Here is a 26,199-nt window from a genome sequence, read left to right as displayed (position 1 = left end):
CTGCCGCAGGGATGCGGCAGTGAAGCCCCCAGGGAGGGGTTTACGGCGTCCCGGCGTTCTGACCCGCAACATAGCCGTGTCACCGGAGCCGGTTTTGACCTGGCTGGCATCTGTAACGTTTGCTGTCATTGCGTTGATACGGTGCAAAGCCCTGCGGGGGCCGTTGTCACGCGGACACGCCGCAAGCACATCCGTGTGGGCTCGGCTCGCGCATCCCTGCGCTCGACGGNAAGCCCTGCGGGGGCCGTTGTCACGCGGACACGCCGCAAGCACATCCGTGTGGGCTCGGCTCGCGCATCCCTGCGCTCGACGGTCCGCTAAGCCAACGGTCCCCGCCTGGCCTCAGGCTACGTAGTCGCTGCTAAAAACCTCTTCATGTCCGGCCCCGGCTTACAACATTTTCGACAGGTAAGGCTGTCGTAATCGGAGCAGGTTTTGACCTTAGCCACTGCCAGAGAACCCGCAGCCCACTCCGCAGCCTGAAGGCGGTGTTGCGGAGCAGATTAGCCGGGTCTCTGCCGCAGGGATGCGGCAGTGAAGCCCCCACGGATGGGTTTACGGCGTCCCGGCGTTCTGACCCGCAACATAGCCGTGTCACCGGACGGGTTTTGACCTGCCTGCAAGCAACATAGCCCCTTCACCGGAGCGGGTTTTGACCTGCCTGCAAGCAACATAGCCCCGTCACCGGGGCGGGTTTTGACCTGGCTGGCATTTGTAACGTTTGCTGTCATTGCGTTGATACGGTGCAAAGCCCTGCGGGGGCCGTTGTCACGCGGACACGCCTAGCCTCGGGCTACGTCGTCGCTGTTAAAAACCTCTTCATGTCCGGCCCCGGCTTACAACATTTTCGACAGATAAGGCTGTCATGATCGGTTCAGGTTTTGACTTTAACTACTGCCAGAGAACCAGCAGACCACGCCGCAGCCAGAAGGNATTTTCGACAGATAAGGCTGTCATGATCGGTTCAGGTTTTGACTTTAACTACTGCCAGAGAACCAGCAGACCACGCCGCAGCCAGAAGGCGGTGTTGCGGAGCAGATTAGCCGGGTCTCTGCCGCAGGGATGCGGCAGAGACGCCCCCACGGATGGGTTTACGGCGTCCCGGCGTTCTGACCCGCAACATAGCCCTGTCGCCGGGCCGGTTTTGACCTGGCTGGCATCTGTGACGTTTGCTGTCATTGCGGTGATGCAGTGCAAAGCCCTGCAGGGACCCTTGTCACGCGGACACGCCGCAAGCACGTCCGTGTGGGCTCGGCTCGCGCATCCCTGCGCTCGACGGTCCGCTAAGCCAACGGTCCCCGCNGGACACGCCGCAAGCACGTCCGTGTGGGCTCGGCTCGCGCATCCCTGCGCTCGACGGTCCGCTAAGCCAACGGTCCCCGCCTGGCCTCAAGCTATACAGTCGCTGCAAACAAACCTCCCCACGTCCGGCCCCGGCTTACAACATTTTCGGCCGATACGGCTGTCATGATCGGTTCAGGTTTTGACTTTAACTACTGCCAGAGAACCAGCAGACCACGCCGCAGCCAGAAAGCGGTGTTGCGGAGCAGATAAGCCGGGTCTCTGCCGCAAGGATGCGGCAGTGAAGCCTCCAGGGAAGGATTTACGGCGCCCCGGCGTTCTGACCCGTAACATAGCCGTGTCACCGGAGCCGGTTTTGACCTGCCTGCAAACAACATAGCCGTTTCACCGGGCGGGTTTTGACCTTAGCCACTGCCAGAGAACCCGCAGACCACGCCGCAGCCAGAAGGCGGTGTTGCGGAGCAGATTAGCCGGGTCTCTGCCGCAGGGATGTGGCAGTGAAGCCCCCAGGGAGGGGTTTACGGCGCCCCGGCGTTCTGACCCGCAACATAGCCCTGTCACCGGAGCGGGTTTTGACCTGCCTGCANGGCAGTGAAGCCCCCAGGGAGGGGTTTACGGCGCCCCGGCGTTCTGACCCGCAACATAGCCCTGTCACCGGAGCGGGTTTTGACCTGCCTGCAAGCAACATAGCCCTGTCACCGCAGCGGGTTTTGACCTGCCTGCAAGCAACATAGCCCCGTCACCGGAGCAGGTTTTGACCTTCCCAAAAAACATAGCCCTGCCACCGGAGCCTGTTTTGACCTTCCTGCAAACATCACAACCCTGTCACCGCAGCGGGCTTAAATCGATATATTTCGCCAGATCTCTTCCCTCCGCCCGAGGGAGATAGGGAAGCTCGCCCAGCAGCGGAGCGGGGATTTTCTCCTCCAGCACCGCAATAATCTCCGCGTAATGCGCCAGCCCAGGGTTAATGCGGTTTGCCACCCAACCCAGCAGCGGCAGCCCGTCGTTAGCGATCGCCTGCGCCGTCAGCAATGCGTGACTGATGCAGCCCAGCTTGATGCCCACCACCATAACCACCGGCAGCTTCTCCGTTACCGCCCACGCAGAAAGCGGTCGCAGATCGTTCATCAGGCTGAGCCAGCCGCCGGTTCCCTCTACCACAACGTGATCCACCTGCCCGGCCAGCGCCGACAGCCCCTGACTCAGCTTAGGATAATCAATTGATGCATCGCGGCTGGTACTGATCTCGTCCTCCAGCAGCGTTATAGGGTTAATCACCGCGTAGGGTAGTTGAACGGAGGAAGAGACCTGCAGGATCAGCGCATCTTTATTACGTACACCCTCTGCCGTTTGCTGGCTTCCCTTCGCCACGGGCTTATAGCCGACGGTACGTTTATTCCCTTCCGCCAGTTTTTGCAGAAGAGCACGGCTGACCACTGTTTTACCGACTTCTGTATCCGTACCCGTAACAAATAAACGCTTCAACATGTTCAGCTCCGCAGGTCGTTACCGACCAAATGACAAATAATTATTAACATTTCGTGCGGGCATATTAAGGCAGGGTAAAACAGCAAGGCTTGCGTTAGCGCAATATTTTGTCATTACGCGTAATCAATACGTTAAATCCGGTCTTATACGGCGGGGGGTAATCATTAGCCCTGCAACAGTTTTACCAGCAGCGTACCGTTATAGAGAGCATCCTTGACCAGCGCGGCGCCGGGCATCGTACCGGTATTGTGAAAATGCGTGGGCTCCACGCTGATCCTGTCGCTGTAATCGGGTAAAGACTGGCGCCGAATGCAGTCTGCGATCGCCGGATGGAGAATTTCCATGGCGCGATTAAGCGGTGAGCCAATCAGGATTTTTTGCGGATTGAACAGATTGACCATGATGGCCAGAATGCGCCCCACGCTGTGACCCACATCAATAATAACGTCCCGGGCGAGCGCATCACCGGCCAGCGCCGCATCGCACAGGGAATCGAGGGTCAGAGGCTGCTGATGCAAAGTGGAGTGCGGTGTGGTGCGCATCCGCTGGGCGGCCAGCTCGAGCATGGCCGTGGTGCTGGCCACCGTTTCCAGACAGCCATGGTTGCCGCAGTAGCACTGTTGCCCATAAGGATCGACCTGAGTATGCCCTATCTCAACCAGCGTGCTGCTGCCTCCATGCAGCATCTGCCCGCCGGTAATCACCCCGGCTCCGACATTGTGATCGATAACTACCTGAATAACGTCCTTCGTATGACGAGACGCACCAAACAACGCCTCCGCCAGCGTCCAGGCACAGATATCATGCTGAATATAGACCGGCAGGCCGGTGCGTTGCTCTAAGGCCGGGCCAAGCGGCATATCGTTAATCGAATAAAAAGGCATTCGATGCACAATGCCCTGCTTCACATTCAGAATCCCCGGCAGGGTTATCGCGATGGCGGTCAGCCTTTCAAGCCGATGCTGATGGCGGATAAAAAAGGCGTCTATTTCGGCAATAATTCGAGTCAGTAGCGGTTTATCCGCGTCGGCGGGCAGTGGACGCTGCTCTTCCACCACCAGCCTGCTGCTGAGATCGCGCAGGGCCAGCGTCATCTCCCCCTTGCCAATCCGGACTGCGAGGTGATGCCAGGCAACGGTGTCAAGGATCAGACCAATTGCGGGCCGCCCCCGGCTGCCGGCCTCTTCAAACTCGGTTTCCTGCACCAGATGGGCTTCAAGCATTTCGCGCACAATTTTTGTGATACTGGCAGGCGCAAGGCGGGCCTCGCGGGAGAGATCGATACGTGATATAGGGCCAAAATGGTCAATAAGGCGGTACACCGCCCCGGCGTTAATCTGTTTAATCCGATCGATATGACCAGGCTGACCCTCCATTATCATGCTCCCGCTCACACTTATTTTCGCGCCTCAAAATAAACCTTAGGGGCATGGTGAAACACTTAAATGTTGGCGTCAAATATTTGGCTGGAATTGTGACTGGCTGCACATAAAGGTGCCGTACAGCAGGCCAAATATCAGTTTTCATGCTGTAAAAGCAGTGCTTTCATCTGTTCAATCGGCGCGCTCAGCTCCCGTTTAGCCGACCATACCAGCCACATTTCGGTCCAGGCATCCTCTTCATGGAGCGGTATCCAACAAATATCCTCCAGCTGTACACGTCGAAACGAGGCAGGAAGAAGCGAAACGCCCAGACCGGTAGCCACCAGGCCGAGGATCGTCATGGCCTCCCCCACTTCCTGGGCAATATCAGGCACGATGCCATATTGCGCCAGCAGCCTGAGAATTTCGGAATACAATCCGGTGCCGACCTGCGGGTCAAAAAAAACAAAGGGTTCCTTCGCCAGCTGGGTTATCGAAATACGCGGCTGGTTCGCCAGCCGGTGGGCACGATGCACGACTGCACAGAGGGGTTCGCGCAGCATAAGCTGATGTTGCAATCTGTCGGGCAGCGGCGTATTGCGCATTACGCCCAGATCAAGACGCCCCTTTAGCAGCGGGTCGATCTGCTGGCGCGTATTGATCTCCTGCATCTGAATATGTACCTGCGGGAAGCGCTGACGAAAGGCGAATAGCGCCTCGGAAACCGCGGTAACAAAAGGCGCTGAAGAGGTAAAGCCAATACGCAGTATTCCTTCATGTCCGTTATGCAGCCGCTGGGCTTTATCTGCCGCCTGCGTAACACTCTCTATAATCTGGCGGGCATCAATCAGAAACTGAGCGCCTGCCGCCGTCAGCTGCACGCTGCGATTAGTGCGCGCAAGCAGACGGGCACCCATCTGCTGTTCCAGAATCTGGATCTGCTGGCTCAGAGGCGGTTGAGAAATGTTTAGCCGCTGCGCGGCACGGCCAAAATGCAGCTCTTCAGCGACGGCAATAAAATAGCGCAGGTGTCGCAGCTCAATATTCATAGGTTATATGTATCATTTAAGATTATTAATATATTAGACATCATATTAATAGCCCAATAAAGTAAAAGCCGTGAACCTTCATTCAAAAATCAGGGAATAGCAGTGAATCATTTATCTCACACCGCCGGTCTGGGCAGCGACGATTGCCCTGCTGCGGTTAATACCCGGCCCGATAACGACGCATCCGAGGCCCCCCAGCCGGTTGACAGCACCGGTTACCCTCCTCATGCCGCAAAAATAAAGGCAGGTGGTGATGCTGCACCGGCTGCGACCCGGGGCGTTAATCTCTATATTAAACGCGGCACGCCACAGTTTATGCGCGTTACGCTGGCGCTTTTCTCTGCCGGTCTGGCGACGTTCGCCCTGCTTTACTGCGTACAGCCAATACTGCCGGTGCTTTCGCAGGAGTTTGCCATTTCTCCCGCCGCCAGCAGTATCTCGCTCTCCATTTCCACTGCCCTTCTGGCACTTGGATTGCTGATCACCGGTCCGCTCTCTGACGCCATTGGCCGTAAGTCGGTGATGGTCACCGCCCTGCTGCTGGCGGCGATATTTACCCTGATTTCGGCCACCATGAGTAGCTGGCACGGCATTCTGATTATGCGGGCGCTGACCGGTTTGGCGCTGAGTGGCGTCGCTGCCGTAGGAATGACCTATCTGAGTGAGGAGATCCACCCCAGCGTCGTGGCGTTCTCAATGGGCCTGTATATCAGCGGTAACTCGATTGGTGGGATGAGTGGTCGTCTGCTGAGTGGGGTGATCACCGATTTCAGCTCATGGCGGGTCGCGCTGGCGGTGATTGGCTGTTTCGCGCTCGGTTCGGCGCTGATGTTCTGGAAAATTCTGCCGCCTTCGCGCCATTTCCGACCCGCCTCCCTCAGGCCACGCAGTCTGTTTATTAACTTTCGGCTCCACTGGCGCGACAGCGGCTTACCGCTGCTTTTCGCCGAGGGTTTCCTGCTGATGGGGGCTTTTGTCACCCTGTTTAACTATATTGGCTACCGTCTGCTGGCACCGCCCTATTCGCTCAGTCAGGCCATTGTCGGTCTGCTGTCGGTGGTCTATCTGACCGGGACGTGGAGCTCGCCTAAGGCGGGCGCAATGACCGCCAAATATGGCCGCGCCAGCGTGCTGCTTTTTTCAACCTCAATGATGGTATCTGGTGCGGCGATCACCCTATTCAGCAACGTGTGGCTGATTTGCCTCGGTATGATGATCTTTGCCGCAGGCTTTTTTGCTGCCCATTCGGTGGCCAGCGGCTGGATCGGCCCACGAGCAAGGCGGGCTAAAGGCCAGGCATCTTCGCTTTATCTCTTTAGCTACTATCTGGGTTCGAGTCTGGCAGGCACGCTGGGAGGGGTTTTCTGGCATAACTTCGGCTGGAATGGCATTGCAGGGTTTATTATTCTGTTACTCACCGTCGCGCTGGCGGTAGGTATGCGTTTAAGAAGTCAGGCTGTTTAGAAATAAAAGCAGGCAGCAGGCCACGTGCCTGCTGCCCGGTTACAACGAATTACAGGGTACGATCGGCGAAGCGCTTCTTCAGCTTCTGCAGTTTTGGAGGGATCACTGCCATGCAGTAGCGATTCTCCTGACCTTCGCCAGCCCAGTAGTTCTGGTGATAATCTTCAGCCGGATACCACTCCGTCGCCGCTTCAATCGTCGTCACAATCGGGTCGCTGTTATCCAGCTGCGCACGCGCAATTGCGGCTTTAGCTTCGATGGCCTGCGCCTCATTCAACGGGAAAATAGCCGAACGATACTGCGGGCCGATATCGTTACCCTGGCGATTAAGCTGGGTTGGATCGTGCGTGGCAAAGCTGATGTCCAGCAGATCGCCATAGCTGATTTTTTCCGGATCGAACCCAAGGCGGATGGCTTCTGCATGACCGGTATCACCGTTGCACACCTGGCGATAGGTCGGATTAGCAACGTGGCCGCCAATATAGCCGCTTTCGACTGAAACAACGCCGTTAATCTGTTTAAACACGGCCTCGGTGCACCAGAAACAGCCTCCGGCGATGATTGCATATTCAGTTGTCATCAAAACTCCTTATTTAGTTTTCGACAATGGCTTTATCACAGCCTGTTCGGCTCAGTACGGGCCATTGCAGCATAAGCGTAGCAATAATACTATCCAGTTGGTGGCGAGTGGCCCCTTCACGCGCCTGAACCGACATGCCCTGTAAGATGCATCCCAGAAAGGTTGTCAGCGCGGAAATATCGGTCTGCGCGTCCAGTTCACCGCTGGCCTGGCGCGAGAGCAGAAAGGCTTTTAGCTGATTTTCCAGATTTTTATGCCGTGAGCGCAGCATATCCGCTACGGCAGCGGAGTCAGCGGAGAGCGCCGTTGAGGTGCAAATAAAAAAACAGCCGGCGGGATTTTTACCGTCGGTAAAGCAGGCGGCCGTTGAGCGGAAATAGCGCTCAATTCCCTGCGCGACGCTGCTTTCCGGGCAGGAAAGCGCGTCCTGACGCTGAACACCATAGATTTCAATATAGCGATCGACCACGGCGCGGAATAAACCCTCTTTATTGGTAAATTCCGCATAAAGCGTGGGGGCCTTGGCGCCCGTGGCTTCGACCAGGTCAGACAGAGAGGTCGCTTCATACCCATGACGCCAGAACAGATCCAGGGCTTTATCCAGTGCTGCCTGACGATCAAAGGTCTTGGGTCTTCCCCGACTTTTCGGCGCGCAGGTTTCCCGTTCGGTCATAGCTCCTCTCTTAGCGTTAGCGGCAGCATGAAATAAATTACCGATCATTATAAAAACATTCCCCCTCGCTGTCGAGTGCCGCGTTCTGTCGCCGCCTGACGACCTCCTCCCTCAAAAACACGGCGCTGAGAAATAAAAAAATGGTCACTTTAAAAACAATCTAATCAAACGCTTATCGTATTTATTAACGAACGATAATAAAATAGCATTGACGGAGGCCTTTAACGAGCCTAGCATTTAGTTATTGATCGTTAACTAATAGCGTTCAACACCCTCAATAACATTAAACATACACGAGAACAAACCATGAAAAACCGCACAATTACCCTGGCCGCCCTGCTACTGGCAACTGTTTCCTACGGCAGTTTTGCCGCTGACATTGTGGGTTCACAGCCCAGCAATCAGCAGGCCATTGGGGTGGTATCCGCCTCGGGGAGTAATCTCTCAACGCTGGAATCACGGCTGTCGGCTAAAGCGGACGCCGCAGGTGCATCGGCATTCCGCATCACGTCAACCACCGGCAATAACCGTATGCATGCCACGGCCGTTATTTACCAGTAACTATCACGTCGTTGCCTGTGATTCACCACACAGAACCGATGAGGCTTGATGATGAAAAAGATTATGACAGCAGCAGCGCTTGTGCTGGGCTTAGCCTCCTTTAACGGAGTCGCGGCTCATCTGGTTGAAAGCACTCCCACCGGTCAGCAGGATACGGGCGTCATCTCGACCGGCAGCACCAGCCTGACGCCATTAGGGGTGCAGCTCTCGGAGAAGCCGGTACTGGCGGGCACATGATCTTTATGCATCATTTTGACCTCTGGCCACAGCAGCCTGTATGGCACCGCCAACCTTAAATCGTGATTGTTTTTCTGCCAGCCGCCATACGGAGACGTTATGGCGGCATTATTTTAGCCGTTGTCCGTCGCATAAGAATAAAATACCGCCAGCGCCCAGATAATAATTACCCTTCCCATTATAAATTTCACTGGTCTTCTATTTGTCTTCTATACTGATCTGCCCGCTAATAAAACCCCACCACTCATGATGGTATTTAGCGGTGAACGAGTGTGAAATTATTTTTAATTGAATGCTCAATCAATAAAACCTATGATAGTGGATTATAAATGAAACTTCACTCGCCGGGGAAAGTAGAAATATGAATTAACTTACTCATTATCATCAAGAAAATTACACCTGATACCTTCCCCAGTGTAATTAGCGGATATACGGCCCTTTTCCCAGTATGCGCTAAGGGACGCTTTGCGAAGATCGGGATACTCCTTGTGCAATTTTCGGAGACGATATGCCGACGACAGAATTACCTAAAAAGCCACAGCAGGACCGCATTAACCCGGTGGTTTTTTATACTTCCGCCGCCCTGATCCTGCTTTTCTCAGTGACCACCATTCTTTTTACCGATTTTGCCGACCGCTGGATTAATAAAACGCTGGCGTGGGTCTCCGCCACTTTCGGCTGGTATTACCTGCTGGCCGCGACGGTATATATCGTATTTGTGGTAGCGATCGCCGCCTCACGATTCGGCTCAATCAAGCTGGGGCCGGAACAGTCAAAACCAGAATTTAGCCTGATGAGCTGGGCCGCGATGCTGTTCGCTGCGGGGATCGGTATCGACCTGATGTTTTTCTCCGTCGCCGAACCCGTCACGCAATATATGATGCCGCCGGAAGGCCAGGGCCAGACGATGGAAGCCGCGCGACAGGCGATGGTCTGGACGCTGTTCCACTACGGCCTGACCGGCTGGGCAATGTACGCCCTGATGGGCATCGCGCTGGGCTACTTCAGCTACCGCTATGGGCTGCCGCTGACCATTCGCTCTGCGCTCTACCCTATCTTTGGTAAACGCATTAACGGGCCGATCGGCCACTCCGTGGATATCGCCGCCGTGGTGGGCACCATTTTTGGTATCGCCACGACGCTGGGGATTGGGGTGGTGCAGCTTAACTACGGCCTGAAGGTGCTGTTTGACGTCCCTGAAGGCTTAACGGCGCAGGCCGGGCTGATTGCGCTATCGGTGATTATGGCGACCATCTCAGTGACCTCCGGCGTGAACAAGGGTATACGTATCCTGTCAGAGATAAACGTGCTGCTGGCGCTGGGGCTGATTCTGTTTGTGCTGTTTATGGGCGATACCAGCTTCCTGCTTAATGCACTGGTGCTGAACGTGGGCGACTATATTAGCCGCTTTATGAGCATGACGCTGAACAGCTTCGCCTTCGATCGCCCAACCGAATGGATGAACAACTGGACGCTGTTCTTCTGGGCCTGGTGGGTTGCCTGGTCGCCGTTTGTGGGTCTGTTCCTCGCCCGTATTTCACGCGGAAGAACCATTCGTCAGTTTGTGGTCGGTACGCTTACCATACCCTTTATTTTCACCCTGCTGTGGCTGTCTGTCTTTGGCAACAGCGCGCTGAATGAAATTATTCACGGTAATCTGGCGCTGGCCCAGGAAACGCTGGCGCACCCGGAGCGCGGTTTTTACAGCCTGCTGGCGCAGTATCCGGCGTTTACCTTTAGTGCTTCGGTCGCCACGATCACCGGCCTGCTGTTCTATGTCACCTCGGCGGACTCAGGTTCGCTGGTGCTGGGTAACTTTACGTCACAGCTGAGCGATATCAATAACGATGCCCCCAACTGGATACGTATCTTCTGGTCAATTGCTATTGGACTGTTGACGCTCAGCATGCTGATGGTAAACGGCGTGAGCGCCCTGCAGAAGACCACGGTGATTATGGGCCTGCCCTTTAGCTTTGTGATCTTCTTTGTGATGGCCGGGCTGTATAAGTCTCTGAAGGTGGAAGATCACCGTCGGGCCAGCAGCGCGGTCAGCACGCCACCGGTGCCGGTTTCACGTGAGGATCGCCTCAACTGGAAACAGCGCATTTCACGCGTGATGAACTATCCGGGCAGCACGCACACGAAAAAGATGCTGGATAACGTCTGTCGCCCGGCGATGGAAGAGGTGGCGGTTGAGCTGGAGCGCCGCGGCGCCCAGGTACAGGTAAGTGAGTTGCCTCCGCTGGAAGACGAGCGTCTGAACCATATTGAGATGCTGGTCAATCTCGGCGAGGAGCAGAGCTTCCTTTACCAGATCTGGCCGCAACGTTATTCGGTGCCGGCCTTTACCTACCGCGCCCGCAGCGGTAAGTCAGATTATTTCCGGCTTGAGACCTTCCTGCTGGAAGGTACGCAGGGTAACGATCTGATGGACTACACCAAAGAGCAGGTGATTAATGACATTCTCGATCAGTACGAGCGTCACCTGACCTTCCTGCATATTCACCGCGAAGCACCCGGTAACTCAATGCCCTTCCCCGAGGCATAATTAACCGGTGTTAAATCATAAGGGTCAGACTTCAGGTCTGGCCCTTTTTTTGTGGTAATGCCCGAAAGGTATTTTCAGCAACTACCGAGCGCAAATGGGCTGTATATTAAAGCAACGCGAAGTGCTCCTTCGCTTAAAGTATGTTGTAACTAATGAAATCTGTTAAAAATGATGACTTTTTTTACAGCTGTCTTTATTAAAAATTTAGCATTGTCGGTCGTAACCCATCAGCAGAGTGAGCGGTTGCGCTGATTTAAAAATCTCTGGGCCGGTTGTCTGCAAGCCTCATCCGATAATAATGCGTCATGTTGACCCCGGGAGTGAATAAACGTCCTGCTAAAGCACTTTTCCAGAGGGGGCACCGGGTAAGCCAGGGTGATTAACAGACCACCGGGCGCAGGAATGCCTGCACCTGTGCCGCATAAGACATAAGGATGCCCGCACGGGAGGTCCATATAGGTATTCATACCGTGCCTGCATTGCGCAGGGTGTAGGCGGGCTACGCAACAGGGTGTGCGTATTACCCACCGCTATTTAGGACAGCAATAATCTAATTCGGCATTGGATAGGTGTAATGAGGAAATCCTTCGCCGGATTTATGCTTTCATCACCTTCTTTTACCCATGCCTCCCAGGAATGTTCTTAACAATGATGTTCTAATTAGCCTCCCCGTTTGGCTGGAGAATGGCAAAAAAGCAGAATAAATAAAATAAAATCGCTATTTTTTATATTTAGGTGTTTTTAACCGCCGAATTTGTCTGTACACTGGTTTTCGAAACGTACACTGATTAATTTTAAACCACTCTAACACTACGGATCCCTTTATGAGCGAAACTCTGAAAGTACTAAATAACATTCGAACCCTTCGTGCACAGGCTCGTGAAGTTTCATTATCTGAACTGGAAGAGATGCTGGAAAAGCTAGAAGCGGTCGTTAACGAACGCCGTGATGCAGAAGCCGCCATCGCTTCTGAAATCAAAGAAAAAGAAGAGAAGCTGGCAAAATATCGCCAGATGCTGTTAGACGACGGCATTGATTTAAGCGAACTGACGTCAGCCGAGAATACCTCCGGTAAATCACGTTCTAAGCGTGCACCTCGTCCCGCTAAATACCAGTACAAAGATGAGAATGGCGAAACTAAATCATGGACCGGTCAGGGCCGTACGCCAGCAATAATTAAGCAGGCGCTGGACCAGGGTAAAAAACTGGAAGATTTCCTGATTTAATCTTCTGCCACCGCGCTGGCCCGGCTGGCGCGGTGAGTTTCTGCTGTATACTCTGCCTGCGTTGTCCCACTATTTCCCTGCCCTGTTATATTTTCCAGCTTTCATTACGCCATCCCTGTTGATAATATTCCCTATCCTGACGGGTTAATAGTATGTTGTAACTAAGGTAGTTCAGATGAGCCAGTATTATGATGCCGTAGATAATCTTCATCGCTGTGTCGGCCAGCTGGAGGCTGAGCTAAGCAGTCTTGCCGCCCTCCTGCCTGAACAGCGCTTGCTGGCGGCCCGCGTGTTTGAGCTTCCCCTCGTACAAAAGGGTGAAGAGCATGAACCCTTGAGCGAGATCGCCGTGCAGCAGCACCTGGCCCGGCCTGCACTTGCTCGTACCCTGGCGCATTACAGCCATCTGTTTATGCAACATCAGTCCGAAACCACCAGCACAAAAGCGGCCGTCCGGCTGCCTGGCGTAATATGTCTGGAGGCTTCTGAGGGAATAGCATCATTAATCACTGAACAGGTGTCAGCTGTTAATAAACTTAAACAGAGACTAGAGCAAATTATTACCGTCGAATCCGGCGTGCCCAGCGAGGAGCGTTTTGAATTTGTCCATACACATCTTCGGGGGCTTATTACGTTAAACGCTTACCGCACTATCACCCTGCTGCATGCGCCCGACTCCGTTCGGTTTGGCTGGGCGAATAAGCATATTATAAAAACGGTGAGCCGTGATGAGATCCTGGCGAAGCTAAAAAAGAGCCTCACCTCTTGCAGGAGCCAGGCTCCATGGAGCCGGGAGCAATGGGCCGAAAAAATTGAGCAGGAAATGGCGACAATTAATTCCCTGCCGACTTCAGCAGTACTGAAGATTAAACGGCCCGTTAAGGTCCAGCCAATTGCCAGAGTCTGGAATAAGCAGCAGCAAAAACAAACTCAGCTTGCCTGCCCCTCCCCGCTGCTGGTGCTTTGCCCGGATAGTGCAAGCGTACCTAAAATAGGTGAGCTGCTGAATTACAATGTCGGTAACATCACGCATCGATTTAAGCCAGAGGCTAAACCCCTGTTCCCGGTCATTTCCCGTCTGCATCTTTACAGCGACAGAATAAATTGAACAAAAATCATTCTTGCGGACCGTCTCAGAGCAGGTTAAATAAAGCCGCAACCCCTGACCACTGCCCGCTGGCCTGCATAAGTTAAGCATCGCGATAAAATTCAGGCTTAAGACGGTGTTCAGGTTTTGTTCCTGCAAAGCTCCAGGGCGCCGTCCGCGTTTATTAGCTTAATAAGCCTGCGCCAACGTTAATCGACAATCCCAAAATGGCCAGATTAAACACAAATGATATAACCGATTGGAGGAGAGCTATTTGCCGCATATCGGTTGTGCCCGTCGCCACATCGGCCGTTTGGGACGCAACGGCAATGGTAAATGAGAAATAGAGAAAATCCCAATAGCCTGGCTCAGCGGGCTTTTCAGGAAATATCATTGGCGTGACATCGTCACTGCGGTGCAGATAATGGTGATGGGCGTAATGAATGGCGAAAGAGGTCGGCAATAACGCCCAGGAGACAATCAGCGTCGCCGCCGTCAGCAGCAGATGCAGTGCACGCGGTGTTCCTTCGAGATGCTTAAGCGACGCCAGCTCCATCAGGATGGCCATGATACTGACCAGACAGGTGATCGTAACCATGCTGAGTACCAGGGTGGCCCCCTCATCCTGCGTTTTGGCAATATGCGGAATATCCTTTGCCTCCGTACGCAACATGCGAAACCACAGAAAGAAGAGATACAGCCAGGCCAGCACGTTCCAGCCGATGAGCAGGCGCTGTAATATGCCCAGATGGGTTGGAAGATTAAAGAAACAGATCAGTCCGGCGGCAATGGAAATTAACAGCCGAAGACGGCCGTGTAGCCAAAGTGGCGAAGAAAAAGTCATGGTTTCAGGTAGCTTAAAGAGAACAGGTAGGTTAACTGTAGCGGAAAATTGACCCGCACGTGATGCGCGCGGCGACTTACCCTTTTAAAACGCCTGATGGCTGCATCAGGCGTTTTTCATGACATGAACATCATGGCCCGTTCGGGGGCGATCAGGCCTTCATGCTGCCGACCATCTCTTCCGGACGGACCCACTCATCAAACTGTTCCTCGTTCAGATAGCCCAGCTTCAGGGCCGACGCCTTGAGGGTTAACCCCTCTTTATGCGCCTTCTTGGCGATTTCCGCTGCCTTGTCGTAACCGATATGCGTATTCAGCGCGGTCACCAGCATCAGCGATTCATTTAACAGCTGGCTGATGCGATCGTGGTTAGGTTCGATTCCTGACGCGCAGTGATGATTAAAGCTGTCCATACCATCAGCGAGCAGGCGTGCCGATTGCAGGAAGTTATGAATAATCATCGGGCGGTAAACATTCAGCTCGAAGTTACCGGAAGCGCCACCGATGTTGACGGCAACGTCATTGCCCAGAACCTGGCTACAGAGCATAGTCATGGATTCACACTGGGTCGGGTTAACTTTACCGGGCATAATCGAGCTGCCTGGCTCATTTTCAGGGATCGCTATTTCACCGATACCACAGCGAGGCCCGGAGGATAACCAGCGCACATCGTTAGCAATTTTCATCAGCGAGGCCGCCAGCCCTTTCAGCGAACCGTGTGCGTGCACCAGTGCGTCACAGGTCGCCAGCGCCTCAAACTTGTTTGGTGAGGTGACGAAGGGCAAGCCGGTCCGATCGGCCAGCTCTTTCGCGACCCGCACGGCATATTCAGGATGGGTATTCAGTCCGGTGCCTACCGCTGTTCCGCCCAGCGCCAGCTCCGCCACGTGAGGCAGGCTCTGTTCGATATGCCTGAGGTTGTGAGTCAGCATGGCAACCCAGCCGGAAATTTCCTGGCCCAGGGTGAGCGGCGTGGCGTCCTGAAGGTGCGTACGCCCTATTTTCACGATGTCGCTAAAGGCTTTGGCCTTACTATCAAGCGTCACCTGTAGCGCTTTAAGCTGGGGAATAAGCTTTTCCTGAACGGCCACCACCGCAGCAACGTGCATCGCAGTAGGGAAGACATCGTTCGAGCTCTGGCTCTTGTTGACATCATCGTTAGGGTGCACCAGACGAGACATACCGCGTTCACCGTTCAGTAGTTCACTCGCCCGGTTCGCCAGCACTTCATTCATATTCATGTTGGTCTGCGTACCGGAACCGGTTTGCCAGATAGCCAGCGGAAATTCTTCGCTGTGTTTCCCTGCCAGCACTTCATCAGCCGCGCTGATAATGGCATTGGCGCGCTGAGCGGGCAGCAGCCCTAAATCGTTATTCACCTGCGCGGCTGCCCGCTTGGTCAGCGCCAGCGCGTGTACCAGTTCGACAGGCATTTTTTCGGTTGAAATGCGGAAGTGTTCCAGTGAGCGCTGCGTCTGCGCACCCCAGAGTTTATCTGCCGGAACCTCTATCGATCCCATTGAATCTTTTTCAATGCGTGTGGCGGCCATCACTGTCTCCTTAGCACTCTGTCATTTATCGACTTTACTTTGCCTTCCAGGTAACAACCGGAGCGGCAAAGTTACATACAATAAATTAACATTATCTGCCGCTGCCGTCATTTCCCTGTGGCAGGACTAACATCACTACCCCGCCCAGCGCCGCGAAAAGCGTCAGGGCAATTACGGCACCTGCCGAGGAATAGAGCGTACCGAAAACCAGCGAGCCGGCCACCTGACCCGCTGCGAGGGTGAAAAACACCACGCCAACGCCGGATGCCGGCGCTGCTTTGGTGGCGGACGCGCCATACACCAGCAGCACGCCAGAGAGGGTGATGTAGCCCACCCCACAGAGCGCAACCGCCGGTAACAGCCACCAGGAGAAATGATGGAGAAATGCCAGTAGCAGCAGCGGTGCCGCCATAAACAGCTGCGAAAGACGGTAGACCGGGTTCATGCCGATTAACGATGCCACCGGCCCCGTTAGCGCGCCCGCTATTCCCGCCCCGCCGCTTACCAGCCAGAGTAAACTGGTGGTATCTGCGTCCACGCCGCTATGATGCTGCAGGATCTCGGGTCCAAAGCTCCACCAGCCCGCGCTGGCCATTCCACTGACAAAGGCGATAATCACCAGACGTATCAACGGGCGTTGCACCAGCGTTTCGCGCCAGCACTGTTTCTCTCCGTCGCGCCTGATGCCCTCGCCGGGCAGAGAGCGGATAACGGGGATCAGACAGGCCAGTGCACAAGCAGCAAACACCACACAGGCTGCGCGCCAGCCGCCTGGCAGGTAGAGTAATATCGGCACGCTGAGAATAATGCCGCAGCCGGTCCCGGCATTGATGATGGTGTTTACCTGCGGCTGTTTTTTCTCCTCCACCCGCTGGCTAACCGCTGCGGCGAGGGACGGCGAGGCCAGGCCAGGCCCTGTGCCCGCAATAAACAGCCCTGCCGCAAGCATGACGGGGCCGGACGAGAGGGCGAGCAGCAGCAAGCCAATCGCCGCGCAGCCTGCCGCCGCGGCCGCGGGAAGTTTAGGTCCAAAACGTTCCGCCAGCCGGGATGCCGCCGTGACGGACAGGCAGTAAGCCGCAAAGCTGCAGGCAGACAGTACGCCCGCCATGCGCGGACTAAAGGGAATATCCCGGGTGACGGCGGGTAGCATCAGTCCCCATGAGAATCTCGCCATCCCATAGGTGACCGCAATCAGTGCAAACCCCGTTACGCCTAATACCACCGTGGATTTCATGATGGCTCACCTGCTCCGGCAACCAGCTGTGCTGCCGCCTCCCCCGCTCTGAGGGCCGCGACGGGCCCGATGATGAGCGCCGAGGTCACCGCGCCCTCAAACAGCATCCATACGGCATCCGCCAGCGAGGCGCTCCCGCTGCCTGAACAGTGCCTGATGCTGGATGCAATATACTCACGCATCCGGTAGCGATGGCCCAGCGCCTGCGCTGACAGCATCACATCCTGTCCGGCATATTCCCCCCAGGCCTTCAGAAAGAAACAGCCCATGCTACCCTGCTCCTCCATCCACTGTCCGAGTACGCGGAACAGCTGCCCGATGGCTTCCGGCTCCTGAGGCGGAAGCAGCGCCTGAAAAAACCTGTCATCGCGTTCGGTCATCACCGCTGCGGTCAGCGCCTCCCGCGAGGGAAAGTAGCGATAGAGGGTACGCGTTGACACGCCCGCCTCGCTACAGATGCGGTCCGTACTGGTGGCATGGAAACCGTTGGTATAGAACAGTCGTTCCGCCGTGCTGATAATTGCCTGTTTTTTTCTCATCATTAAAAAGTAAACCGATCGTTTTACTTTTGCAATGAAGGCATAGAAAATAGCGCGGCTGCGGGGTCGCTATACCGGATTTCAGCGCAGAAAAAAATTTTGCTTCTTGCCTTTAACCTTGTTTTTTTCCAGTAGTTTTCTGCTTTAATACGCCCAGTGATGATCAAATTAGGGATGAGTATTGATGAAAAAATTAATTAACTCGGTACAAAACTATGCCTGGGGCAGCCCCACGGCGTTAACCGAGCTCTACGGCATCGCCAATCCTCAGGGCGAACCGATGGCTGAACTCTGGATGGGTGCCCATCCTAAAAGCCCCTCCCATATTGAGAGTAACGGCGAGTCCTGCTCCCTGCGGACGGTCATCGAGGCCGATAAAGAGCGGCTTCTGGGTCACAAGGTAGCAAAACAGTTTGGCGAGCTGCCCTTTCTGTTTAAAGTGCTCTGTGCCGACAGGCCCCTCTCCATCCAGGTACATCCCAGCAAAGCAGCCGCAGAAGCCGGCTTCGCCAGGGAGAACGCCGCCGGTATCGATCTCGCAGCGGCCGAGCGTAACTACAAGGATGCTAATCATAAGCCAGAACTCGTCTTCGCCCTGACGCCCTTCAAGGCGATTAACGGCTTTCGCGAACTGCATGAGATTGTCTCACTGCTGCAACCGGTTTCCGGGGCGCACCCCGCAATCGCCCACTTCCTGCTCTCACCGGCGATGAACGGGCTGTCGGCGCTGTTTACTGCCCTGCTGTCGATGAGCGGCGAGGAGAAGCGCCTGGCGCTGGATGTACTGCGAGCCGCAGGTCAGGGCCAGCAGGGCGAGCCCTGGGACACCATCCACCTTATTGCGGCTGAGTACCCTGACGACAGCGGTCTGTTTTCCCCATTGCTGCTAAACGTTATTGAACTCCAGCCGGGTCAGGCGATGTTTCTGTTTGCTGAAACTCCTCATGCCTACCTTCAGGGCGTGGCGCTTGAGGTGATGGCTAACTCAGATAACGTGTTAAGGGCGGGCCTGACGCCTAAGTATATTGATATTCCGGAGCTGATGAGTAACCTGCGCTTTGAAGCAAAACCCTGTGCCAGCCTGCTTACCCAGCCATCGACAGACGGACACACGCGCTATTTCCCGGTACCGGTTGAGGACTTTGCCTTCTCCCTGCATCAGCTTGATGCCTCTCCGCTCACGGTCAGCCAGCAGAGTGCCGCGATCCTGTTCTGCCTTGAGGGGCAGGCGATGGTACAGGCGGGGCAACAGCAGCTTTCGCTGCTGCCCGGCGAGTCCTGCTTTATCCCCGCCTGCGAATCGCCCGTCAGCCTGGCGGGCAGCGGCCGTGTTGCACGCGTTTATAACGAATGAGCCAAATGCGGCTGACGTCAACTGCTGCAATTGCTATAGTTATCCAGATATTAAGCAAAAAACGCCCACGCGGCGTTTTTTATTCGCCGGGCATTTGCCAGCTGAACGGATTTGCCGGCACCAGTAACCTGAAAGGACGAAGTTACAGATGAAAAAGACAAAGATAGCGGTCGGCGTGGTGGTTGCGCTCGGCGTAATCTGGACTGGCGCGGCCTGGTTTACCGGCAAGCAGCTGGAAAAAAACATGGATCAGCTGGTGCAGAACGCCAACGCCCAGCTCAACACGCTCTCTCCTGAGAGCCGCCTGCAATTAAGCTACCAGGACTTCCAGCGCGGCGTGTTCAGCAGCAAAACGCGCCTGGTGCTGCAATCCAGCTCGCAGACCGAAGACAACTCGATTATCAAACCCGGTCAGAGCATCGTATTTGACGAAAAGATCGACCACGGCCCCTTCCCACTGGCTCAGCTGAAAAAATTCAACCTTATTCCCAGCATGGCTTCCGTCCATACCCAGCTGGAAAATACCGACGCAGTTAAAAAACTGTTCGAGATGACCAAAGGGCAGTCGATCGTTCAGGCTGATACCCGTGTTGGCTACGGTGGTGCGACCGTCTCGGCCATTCATCTGCTGCCGCTGGACTACAACAATGCGCAGACCAGTGAGCGCTTCGCGTCAAACGGCGGCGACTTCAGGGTCAGTGCCGATGACAAAGGCGACAAAGTCAGCGTAAACGGTCAGCTGGACAGCGTGGTATTAACCACGAAAAACCAGCTGAATATGCCGGTACTCTTTACCGCAAACGGCCTGAAAATTGATGCTGACAGCCATCTCAGCCCGGAAGGGATGCGCATTGGCGATCAGAGCATTCAGCTGCAAAAACTCTCGGCCGCCGTTAATGGTCAGGAGGCCTTTATTGCGGAAGGCCTGAACGGTAAATCATCTTTTAATTCCGAAAAGAGCCTGATTTCCGGCAATATCGATTACTCGCTGGATTCCCTGAAGCTGCAAAATCAGAACTTTGGTCAGGGCAAACTGGTGGTTACACTTTCGCAGTTTGATGCCAACGCCATGAAAGCCTTCTCGGAGAACTATAATAAGCAGGTTCAGGCACTGCTTAACGATCCGGCGGCCAGCAACAATCCTCCGGTTTATCAGCAACGTATGAGCCAAATCCTCAGTGAAAACCTGCCCCTGCTGTTGAAAGGTGACCCGGTCATCAATATCGCGCCGCTGAGCTGGAAAAACGACAAAGGTGAGAGCAGCTTTAATCTTGCGGTTCACTTTAAAGACCCGGCTACCGGCAGCCAGCCGCAGGATATCGGTCAGGCCGTTGATAACGTGCTGAAAACCCTTGACGGTAAGCTCTCTATTTCGATGGATATGGCCACGGAAATGATGACGCATGTCGCCATGGCTGAAGGGTATAAGCAGGATGACGCGGCGAAGCTTGCCGATCAGCAGGTCAAAGGGCTGGCGGCGATGGGGCAGATGTTTAAGCTGACCACGCAGCAGGACAATAACATTGTCACCAGCCTGCAGTATGCTACCGGACAGGTTACCCTGAACGGCGTTAAGACGCCGCTCGATCAGTTCCTGGCCCGCTATATGCTGGGCGCTGGGGGCACCGTCGCACCTCAGGAAGTGCCACAACAGTAGTCAGGTATTAAGGGCGCGTTTCAGGCTGAACCGCGCTCGATCAGCACCGGCGGCACGATGGTATTTTGAATCGGGCCGCCGGGATCGACCATTCTTTGCAATAGCTTCTTTGCCGCACTCCGGCCTATTTCACGCGCTGAACTGGTGACGAAAGTCAGTGGCGGATCGGTCATTTCAGCCGCGGGCACATCGCCAAATCCCACCAGCGCGACCTGCTGACCGTAATAACTGTCCACCGCCCCGTTGCCCGGCGTCCTGCCGCTGCGCTGTAAACCAAAGTAGCAGCCCAGCGCGACCGTCGCATTGTGGCAAAGAATAGCGGTAAGCGTGGGATGCTGATGCATCAGCCGTTCCGTCAACGTCGCCATATCCCGCTGCTCAGGCGCAGACTCGATAATCCACTCATTGCGAAACGGCAGCCCGTACTGCAACAGCGTGGCGCAGTAGCCGCCAATGCGTTCCGCCCGCGTCAGAGAGGATCCCGCCCCGCCGATCCAGGCTATGCAGTGGTGTCCTCGCTTGATCAGATATTCGGTAGCCATTTGGGCCGCATGAAAGTTATCGGGCCGGATAGCGTCCAGCTCGTCCAGGCTGCTGGCCCTCGAAGCACAAATCATTGCCATCTCCAGCTCGCGCGCTTTAGCGGCCAGGTGCGAGGCATTCTCCGCCCCGCCGCCCATCACGATCCCCTCCGCACCCTGCGCCACCAGCGCATCAAAACAGCGATCGATATGTTCCCCCCGCTGGCCGCTCTGCGTCAGAAACAGCACTTTGCCCTGCTGTTCCAGCACCTCGCTCAGACCGGCGATCATTTCCGCGTAAAACGGGTGGCTGATATCCCGGACGATCACGCCAATCACGCCGCTGGTTCCCCCACGCAGCATGGATGCTGAACGATTAGGAATAAACCCCAGCGTCCTCACCGCCTGGCTCACGCGTTCCGCAGTGGCCGCTGAAATGCGCCCCTTGCCGGAAAGCACCAGCGAAACCGTGGTGACGGAGACGCCCGCCTCATCGGCAACATCGTTAATGGTTATTTTCTTTTGTGACATAGCTGGCCGGTTTTGATCGGTTATTCCCTCGCGCCCTCTATAGCGCACTGGGTGAAACGTTACACCCTGCCGCCGGGGAAGAAAACGTTTGAATGAGTAAATACTGTGATAGCAGCCGCATTCAGCGTTGGTAAAACGTTTTATCATGCCGTTTTCAGCAGCCGCTGAACATTTTCCAGCCAGGAGTCACTATGTCGGCCAGTAAACCAAAAATCACCCTGTGGGAGTTTTTCCAAAGCCTCGGTAAGACCTTTATGCTGCCGGTCGCGCTGCTCTCGTTTTGCGGCATTATGATGGGCATCGGCAGTTCCCTGAGCAGCCACGACGTCATTGCGCTGCTGCCCTTTCTGGGTAACCGGGTTTTGCAGCTGATCTTTATGTGGATGAGCAGCACCGGTTCATTCGCCTTTAGCTATCTGCCGGTGATGTTCGCCATCGCTATTCCATTGGGTATGGCACGAGAGAATAAAGGCGTGGCCGCATTTTCCGGCTTTGTCGGCTTTGCGGTGATGAATCTGGCCGTTAATTTCTGGCTTCATGCCCGGGGGATTCTGCCAACCACCGACGCTGCGGTATTAAAGGCCAATAATATCCAAAATATTATCGGCATTCAGTCGATTGATACCGGGATCCTCGGCGCGGTATTTGCCGGGATCATTGTTTTCTGGCTGCATGAACGCTTTCATACCATCCGCCTGCCTGATGCCCTGGCGTTCTTCGGCGGCACCCGCTTTGTGCCCATTATCACCACGCTGGTGATGGGGCTGGTAGGATTACTGATCCCGCTGATCTGGCCGGGCTTTGCCGCCGCCATCGCCGGTCTGGGCTGGGTGATCAACGGTGCCGGGGACTTTGGACCCATGATCTTCGGGACCGGTGAGCGCCTGCTGCTGCCGTTCGGGTTGCAGCATATTCTGGTGGCGATTATCCGCTTTACCGACGCGGGCGGCACGCTGGAAGTCTGCGGTCATAGCGTCAGCGGTGCCCTGACCATATTTCAGGCGCAGCTTTCCTGCCCCACCAGCGGTGGTTTTGCGGAGAGTGCAACCCGCTTCCTTTCTCAGGGTAAAATGCCCGCTTTCCTCGGCGGCCTGCCCGGTGCAGCGCTGGCGATGTATCACTGCGCCCGTCCGGAAAATCGCCATAAAATTAAGGGGCTGCTGATCTCCGGCGTGGTGGCCTGCGTGGTGGGCGGCACAACGGAACCGCTTGAGTTCCTGTTTCTGTTTGTTGCCCCCTTCCTGTATGTGATCCATGCGCTGCTTACCGGCCTGGGCTTTACGCTGATGGCCGTACTGGGCGTGACCATCGGCAATACCGACGGCAACGTGATTGATTTCGTGGTGTTCGGCATCCTGCACGGCCTGCAAACGAAATGGTATCTGGTGCCGGTGGTGTCCGCGATCTGGTTCGCGGCCTACTATGTGATATTCCGCTTCGCCATCCGCCGCTTTGATATTAAGACCCCCGGGCGCGACAGGGAGGCGCCGCGAACCGATAAAGGCCCGTCCACTGCGACGGTGGGGAAATCCGGCTATGACACGCCAGCCATTCTGGCGGCGCTGGGCGGCAGGGAGAATATAACCTCGCTGGACAACTGCCTGACCCGCCTGCGTCTGTCGGTTAAGGATATGAGCCAGGTCGATGACGCCGCGCTAAAGGCTAATCGGGTGATCGGTGTGGTACATCTGAATCAGCATAGTTTGCAGGTGGTGATTGGCCCGCAGGTTCAGTCGGTGAAGGATGAAATGGCCAGTATGATGCAGTCCGCATCAGCCTGAATTGCAACCGGCGGCCTGGCCGCCGTATTTAACCGGGGACGTTATGTTTGATTTTGATCGGGTCACGGACCGACATGGCAGCTGGTGCACCCAGTGGGACTTTGTGGCAGACCGTTTTGGTCGCGACGATCTGCTGCCCTTCACGATTTCCGATATGGATTTCCCTACCGCGCCGTGCATTATTACTGCGCTGCAACAGCGCGTGGCACACGCGGTGCTGGGCTACAGCCGCTGGCAGCACGACGACTTTCTTTCCGCGATTGAGTATTGGTATCAGCAACGCTTCAGGCTAAGCATTGACCGCGAGCAGATTGTGTATGGCCCGTCGGTTATTTATATGATTTCTCAGATGATCCGTAGCTGGTCCTCACCGGGTGATGGCGTGGTGGTCCATACGCCAGCCTATGATGCGTTTTACAAAACCATCGCGGGTAATCAACGTCGGGTGATGGCCATGCCGCTGCAAAAACAGGGCGCAGAGTGGCACTGTGATATGGCGGCGCTGGAAGTGCTACTGGCGCAGCCGCAGTGCCGCATCCTGTTGTTATGCAGTCCGCATAATCCGACCGGCAAAGTCTGGTCGCGCGCCGAACTGGAGCAGATGTCGGCCCTGTGTCAGCGCCACAGCGTGCGCGTGATCAGCGATGAGATCCATATGGATATGGTGATGGGCGAGGCGGTACATATACCCTGGAGTGAGGTAGCGGACGAGCGTTGGGCGCTGTTCACTTCGGCCTCCAAGAGCTTTAACGTCCCGGCGCTCACCGGGGCCTGGGGGATTATCAGCGATAAGCAGGACCGCACGACCTGGTTTCAGGCATTAAAAAATACCGACGGGCTGTCCTCCCCGGCCGTGCTTGCGGTGGCGGCGCACATTGCGGCCTACCGCGAGGGCGGCGCATGGCTGGATGCGTTACGGTGCTATCTGGCTGCCAATCTTCAACACATCGCGGATCGCCTTAACGAGACGTTTCCGCAGCTTAACTGGACCCCTCCTCAGGCAACCTATCTTGCCTGGATCGATCTCAATCCGCTGGGGCTGGACGAACGGCAGCTGCAGCATGAGCTGATCAATCATCAGCAGGTGGCGATGATGCCCGGCTCAACCTATGGTTGCGAAGGGACGGGATTTTTACGCCTCAATGCAGGCTGTCCACGGCGTAAGCTGGATGACGGCCTCGACCGGTTAATCGCGGGGATCACGCGCTGCGTAGCTGCACAGCACAAATAACCATCATTCGCGGAGCAGTTTGCGCAATTCACTGGCGAAGTTGCGCAAATTGTTTTTATACTGTTATGCACTTTATATGACTTAACTGAGTGCACCCAGATGATCGATTCCCAGCTCCCCCTTACAGATATTCACCGCCACCTTGATGGCAATATTCGTGCACAGACTATTCTGGATTTAGGCCGCGAGTTTAACCTTACCCTGCCCGCCTCCACCTTAGAGACGCTGCGTCCACACGTGCAGGTAACGCAGACCGAGCCGGATTTGGTGAGCTTTTTACAAAAGCTGGACTGGGGCGTGAAAGTTCTGGGTTCGCTGGAGGCCTGCCGTCGGGTGGCGCAGGAGAACGTTGAAGATGCTGCGAAGGCGGGTATCCATTATGCCGAGCTGCGTTTTTCACCGGGCTATATGGCGATGACCCATAATCTGCCGATTGCAGGCGTGGTGGAAGCGGTAATTGACGGAGTTCGCAGCTGCTGTCAGCGGCATGATATTCAGGTGCGACTGATCGGCATTATGAGCCGTACTTTCGGCGAGGAAGCCTGTCTGAGCGAGCTGGACGGTTTGCTGGCCTGTCGCGATGGCATTACCGCCCTTGACCTGGCGGGTGATGAGCTGGGCTTCCCCGGCAGCCAGTTTTTGAGTCACTTTAACCGGGCACGTGACGCCGGTCTGCGCATTACCGTTCACGCAGGTGAAGCGGCCGGCCCCGAGAGTATCTGGCAGGCCATTCGCGAGCTGGGCGCGGAGCGTATTGGGCACGGTGTTAAGGCGGTAGAAGATCCCGCGCTGATGGATTTTCTGGCGGCGCATCAGATTGGCATTGAGTCTTGTCTGACCTCGAATATTCAGACCAGTACCGTTTCCACTCTGGCCCACCACCCGCTGGCCGCGTTTCTCGATCATGGCATTTTAGCGACCATTAATACTGACGATCCTGCCGTGCAGGGTATTGAGCTGGCCTATGAGTATGAGGTTGCTGCGCCAGCGGCCGGTTTGAGTCGCGCTCAGATCCGCACCGCGCAGGAGAATGGCCTGAAGATTGCCTTTCTGAGCGAAGCGGAGAAAGCGGCCATCCGTGCGCGGGTGGTAGGTCAAAACCCGCTCCGGTGACGGGGCTGTGTTGTTTGCAACAAGGTCAAGACCTGCTCCGGTGACGGGGCTATGTTGCTTGCAGGCAGGTCAAAACCGGCTCCGGTGACAGGGCTATGTTGCTTGCAGGCAGGTCAAAACCGGCTCCGGTGACGGGGCTATGTTGCTTGCAGGCAGGTCAAAACCGGCTCCGGTGACGGGGCTATGTTGCTTGCAGGCAGGTCAAAACCGGCTCCGGTGACACGGCTATGTTGCGGGTCAGAACGCCGGGGCGCCGTAAACCC

The 26,199-nt window shown here is 55.5% G+C and carries 21 protein-coding genes; 11 read left to right on the top strand and 10 right to left on the bottom strand.

Features of this window, described 5'->3' with window-relative positions; genetic code table 11:
* Window positions 1-2,127: 2,127 nt before the first annotated feature.
* The 3 genes from bioD to A1830_RS20470 form a co-directional block, all read right to left on the bottom strand.
* Window positions 2,128-2,793 carry a dethiobiotin synthase gene (gene bioD / locus A1830_RS20480; protein WP_067710389.1) on the bottom strand — a complete coding sequence of 222 codons (666 nt, stop codon included), beginning with the start codon at window positions 2,791-2,793 and terminating at the stop codon, window positions 2,128-2,130.
* A gap of 164 nt (window positions 2,794-2,957) precedes the next feature.
* Complete coding sequence (locus A1830_RS20475; protein ID WP_067710387.1) at window positions 2,958-4,175, bottom strand: sugar metabolism global transcriptional regulator Mlc; 1,218 nt, start codon at window positions 4,173-4,175, stop codon at window positions 2,958-2,960.
* 134 nt (window positions 4,176-4,309) lie between these two features.
* On the bottom strand, window positions 4,310-5,203 hold the full coding sequence (locus A1830_RS20470; protein WP_067710386.1) for a LysR family transcriptional regulator: 894 nt from the start codon (window positions 5,201-5,203) through the stop codon (window positions 4,310-4,312).
* Between the two features lie 237 nt (window positions 5,204-5,440).
* Here A1830_RS20470 and A1830_RS20465 point away from each other — a divergent pair, with 237 nt between their 5' ends.
* Complete coding sequence (locus tag A1830_RS20465) at window positions 5,441-6,667, top strand: MFS transporter (RefSeq protein WP_067710391.1); 1,227 nt, start codon at window positions 5,441-5,443, stop codon at window positions 6,665-6,667.
* Window positions 6,668-6,716: 49 nt separating this feature from the next.
* On the opposite strand, the gene msrA is transcribed toward A1830_RS20465, so the two are convergent.
* Complete coding sequence (gene msrA, locus A1830_RS20460; protein ID WP_067710384.1) at window positions 6,717-7,247, bottom strand: peptide-methionine (S)-S-oxide reductase MsrA; 531 nt, start codon at window positions 7,245-7,247, stop codon at window positions 6,717-6,719.
* Window positions 7,248-7,260: 13 nt separating this feature from the next.
* Window positions 7,261-7,920 (bottom strand): TetR/AcrR family transcriptional regulator, encoded by a 660-nt coding sequence (locus tag A1830_RS20455; protein ID WP_067710382.1) that lies wholly within the window; start codon window positions 7,918-7,920, stop codon window positions 7,261-7,263.
* A 306-nt stretch (window positions 7,921-8,226) separates the two neighbouring features.
* Here A1830_RS20455 and A1830_RS20450 point away from each other — a divergent pair, with 306 nt between their 5' ends.
* The 5 genes from A1830_RS20450 to tus all read left to right on the top strand — a co-directional run bounded on the left by A1830_RS20450 (window position 8,227) and on the right by tus (window position 13,600).
* Window positions 8,227-8,481: a multiple stress resistance protein BhsA gene (locus A1830_RS20450; protein ID WP_067710380.1), complete on the top strand. Its 255-nt coding sequence runs from the start codon at window positions 8,227-8,229 to the stop codon at window positions 8,479-8,481.
* A 48-nt stretch (window positions 8,482-8,529) separates the two neighbouring features.
* Complete coding sequence (locus A1830_RS20445) at window positions 8,530-8,718, top strand: hypothetical protein (RefSeq protein ID WP_067710378.1); 189 nt, start codon at window positions 8,530-8,532, stop codon at window positions 8,716-8,718.
* Window positions 8,719-9,226: 508 nt separating this feature from the next.
* The gene (locus A1830_RS20440; protein ID WP_067710375.1) at window positions 9,227-11,266 is read left to right on the top strand and encodes a choline transporter; all 2,040 of its coding nucleotides are present in this window, start codon (window positions 9,227-9,229) and stop codon (window positions 11,264-11,266) included.
* A gap of 824 nt (window positions 11,267-12,090) precedes the next feature.
* Complete coding sequence (locus tag A1830_RS20435; RefSeq protein WP_067710373.1) at window positions 12,091-12,492, top strand: H-NS family histone-like protein; 402 nt, start codon at window positions 12,091-12,093, stop codon at window positions 12,490-12,492.
* A 175-nt stretch (window positions 12,493-12,667) separates the two neighbouring features.
* A complete protein-coding gene (gene tus / locus A1830_RS20430; protein WP_067710371.1) occupies window positions 12,668-13,600 on the top strand; it encodes a DNA replication terminus site-binding protein in 933 nt (310 codons plus the stop codon).
* A 163-nt stretch (window positions 13,601-13,763) separates the two neighbouring features.
* Here the strand turns inward: tus and A1830_RS20425 are convergent, their stop codons facing one another.
* From A1830_RS20425 to A1830_RS20410, 4 genes are all read right to left on the bottom strand, one after another.
* On the bottom strand, window positions 13,764-14,423 hold the full coding sequence (locus A1830_RS20425; RefSeq protein ID WP_067710369.1) for a DUF1345 domain-containing protein: 660 nt from the start codon (window positions 14,421-14,423) through the stop codon (window positions 13,764-13,766).
* A 151-nt stretch (window positions 14,424-14,574) separates the two neighbouring features.
* Window positions 14,575-15,972 (bottom strand): class II fumarate hydratase, encoded by a 1,398-nt coding sequence (gene fumC, locus A1830_RS20420; RefSeq protein WP_067710367.1) that lies wholly within the window; start codon window positions 15,970-15,972, stop codon window positions 14,575-14,577.
* Between the two features lie 91 nt (window positions 15,973-16,063).
* Complete coding sequence (locus A1830_RS20415; protein WP_067710365.1) at window positions 16,064-17,209, bottom strand: MFS transporter; 1,146 nt, start codon at window positions 17,207-17,209, stop codon at window positions 16,064-16,066.
* Window positions 17,206-17,748 (bottom strand): TetR/AcrR family transcriptional regulator, encoded by a 543-nt coding sequence (locus A1830_RS20410; protein ID WP_067710363.1) that lies wholly within the window; start codon window positions 17,746-17,748, stop codon window positions 17,206-17,208. The genes A1830_RS20415 and A1830_RS20410 overlap by 4 nt, the downstream gene beginning before the upstream one ends.
* Before the next feature lie 184 nt (window positions 17,749-17,932).
* Between A1830_RS20410 and manA the strand changes: the two genes are divergently transcribed.
* Window positions 17,933-19,102 (top strand): mannose-6-phosphate isomerase, encoded by a 1,170-nt coding sequence (manA, locus tag A1830_RS20405; RefSeq protein WP_067710361.1) that lies wholly within the window; start codon window positions 17,933-17,935, stop codon window positions 19,100-19,102.
* 148 nt (window positions 19,103-19,250) lie between these two features.
* Window positions 19,251-20,759 carry a YdgA family protein gene (locus A1830_RS20400; RefSeq protein WP_067710359.1) on the top strand — a complete coding sequence of 503 codons (1,509 nt, stop codon included), beginning with the start codon at window positions 19,251-19,253 and terminating at the stop codon, window positions 20,757-20,759.
* A 20-nt stretch (window positions 20,760-20,779) separates the two neighbouring features.
* On the opposite strand, the gene malI is transcribed toward A1830_RS20400, so the two are convergent.
* Entirely contained in the window at window positions 20,780-21,811 is a 1,032-nt protein-coding gene (malI, locus tag A1830_RS20395; protein ID WP_067710357.1) for a Mal regulon transcriptional regulator MalI, read from the bottom strand.
* A 191-nt stretch (window positions 21,812-22,002) separates the two neighbouring features.
* Between malI and malX the strand changes: the two genes are divergently transcribed.
* The 3 genes from malX to add all read left to right on the top strand — a co-directional run bounded on the left by malX (window position 22,003) and on the right by add (window position 25,936).
* The gene (malX, locus tag A1830_RS20390; protein ID WP_067710355.1) at window positions 22,003-23,592 is read left to right on the top strand and encodes a maltose/glucose-specific PTS transporter subunit IIBC; all 1,590 of its coding nucleotides are present in this window, start codon (window positions 22,003-22,005) and stop codon (window positions 23,590-23,592) included.
* A 43-nt stretch (window positions 23,593-23,635) separates the two neighbouring features.
* Window positions 23,636-24,823 carry a MalY/PatB family protein gene (locus tag A1830_RS20385; protein ID WP_067710353.1) on the top strand — a complete coding sequence of 396 codons (1,188 nt, stop codon included), beginning with the start codon at window positions 23,636-23,638 and terminating at the stop codon, window positions 24,821-24,823.
* Window positions 24,824-24,922: 99 nt separating this feature from the next.
* The gene (add, locus tag A1830_RS20380; protein ID WP_067710351.1) at window positions 24,923-25,936 is read left to right on the top strand and encodes an adenosine deaminase; all 1,014 of its coding nucleotides are present in this window, start codon (window positions 24,923-24,925) and stop codon (window positions 25,934-25,936) included.
* The last annotated feature ends 263 nt before the right edge of the window (window positions 25,937-26,199 follow it).

The organism is Erwinia sp. ErVv1, assembly GCF_900068895.1.
In the GTDB taxonomy this organism is placed as follows: Bacteria; Pseudomonadota; Gammaproteobacteria; order Enterobacterales; family Enterobacteriaceae; genus Erwinia.
The sequence above is the reverse complement of the archived record's forward strand: the minus strand, read 5'-3'. Positions and strand labels throughout refer to the sequence as shown.

Coding starts and splice junctions, on each gene's coding strand:
- A1830_RS20475 (WP_067710387.1), bottom strand. CDS start 4,175: ATGATAATGGAGGGTCAGCCTGGTCATATCGATCGGATTAAACAGATT.
- bioD (WP_067710389.1), bottom strand. CDS start 2,793: ATGTTGAAGCGTTTATTTGTTACGGGTACGGATACAGAAGTCGGTAAA.
- A1830_RS20455 (WP_067710382.1), bottom strand. CDS start 7,920: ATGACCGAACGGGAAACCTGCGCGCCGAAAAGTCGGGGAAGACCCAAG.
- tus (WP_067710371.1), top strand. CDS start 12,668: ATGAGCCAGTATTATGATGCCGTAGATAATCTTCATCGCTGTGTCGGC.
- msrA (WP_067710384.1), bottom strand. CDS start 7,247: ATGACAACTGAATATGCAATCATCGCCGGAGGCTGTTTCTGGTGCACC.
- A1830_RS20410 (WP_067710363.1), bottom strand. CDS start 17,748: ATGAGAAAAAAACAGGCAATTATCAGCACGGCGGAACGACTGTTCTAT.
- A1830_RS20435 (WP_067710373.1), top strand. CDS start 12,091: ATGAGCGAAACTCTGAAAGTACTAAATAACATTCGAACCCTTCGTGCA.
- malX (WP_067710355.1), top strand. CDS start 22,003: ATGTCGGCCAGTAAACCAAAAATCACCCTGTGGGAGTTTTTCCAAAGC.
- A1830_RS20415 (WP_067710365.1), bottom strand. CDS start 17,209: ATGAAATCCACGGTGGTATTAGGCGTAACGGGGTTTGCACTGATTGCG.
- malI (WP_067710357.1), bottom strand. CDS start 21,811: ATGTCACAAAAGAAAATAACCATTAACGATGTTGCCGATGAGGCGGGC.
- A1830_RS20445 (WP_067710378.1), top strand. CDS start 8,530: ATGATGAAAAAGATTATGACAGCAGCAGCGCTTGTGCTGGGCTTAGCC.
- manA (WP_067710361.1), top strand. CDS start 17,933: ATGAAAAAATTAATTAACTCGGTACAAAACTATGCCTGGGGCAGCCCC.
- A1830_RS20440 (WP_067710375.1), top strand. CDS start 9,227: ATGCCGACGACAGAATTACCTAAAAAGCCACAGCAGGACCGCATTAAC.
- A1830_RS20450 (WP_067710380.1), top strand. CDS start 8,227: ATGAAAAACCGCACAATTACCCTGGCCGCCCTGCTACTGGCAACTGTT.
- A1830_RS20425 (WP_067710369.1), bottom strand. CDS start 14,423: ATGACTTTTTCTTCGCCACTTTGGCTACACGGCCGTCTTCGGCTGTTA.
- fumC (WP_067710367.1), bottom strand. CDS start 15,972: ATGGCCGCCACACGCATTGAAAAAGATTCAATGGGATCGATAGAGGTT.
- A1830_RS20470 (WP_067710386.1), bottom strand. CDS start 5,203: ATGAATATTGAGCTGCGACACCTGCGCTATTTTATTGCCGTCGCTGAA.
- A1830_RS20400 (WP_067710359.1), top strand. CDS start 19,251: ATGAAAAAGACAAAGATAGCGGTCGGCGTGGTGGTTGCGCTCGGCGTA.
- A1830_RS20385 (WP_067710353.1), top strand. CDS start 23,636: ATGTTTGATTTTGATCGGGTCACGGACCGACATGGCAGCTGGTGCACC.
- add (WP_067710351.1), top strand. CDS start 24,923: ATGATCGATTCCCAGCTCCCCCTTACAGATATTCACCGCCACCTTGAT.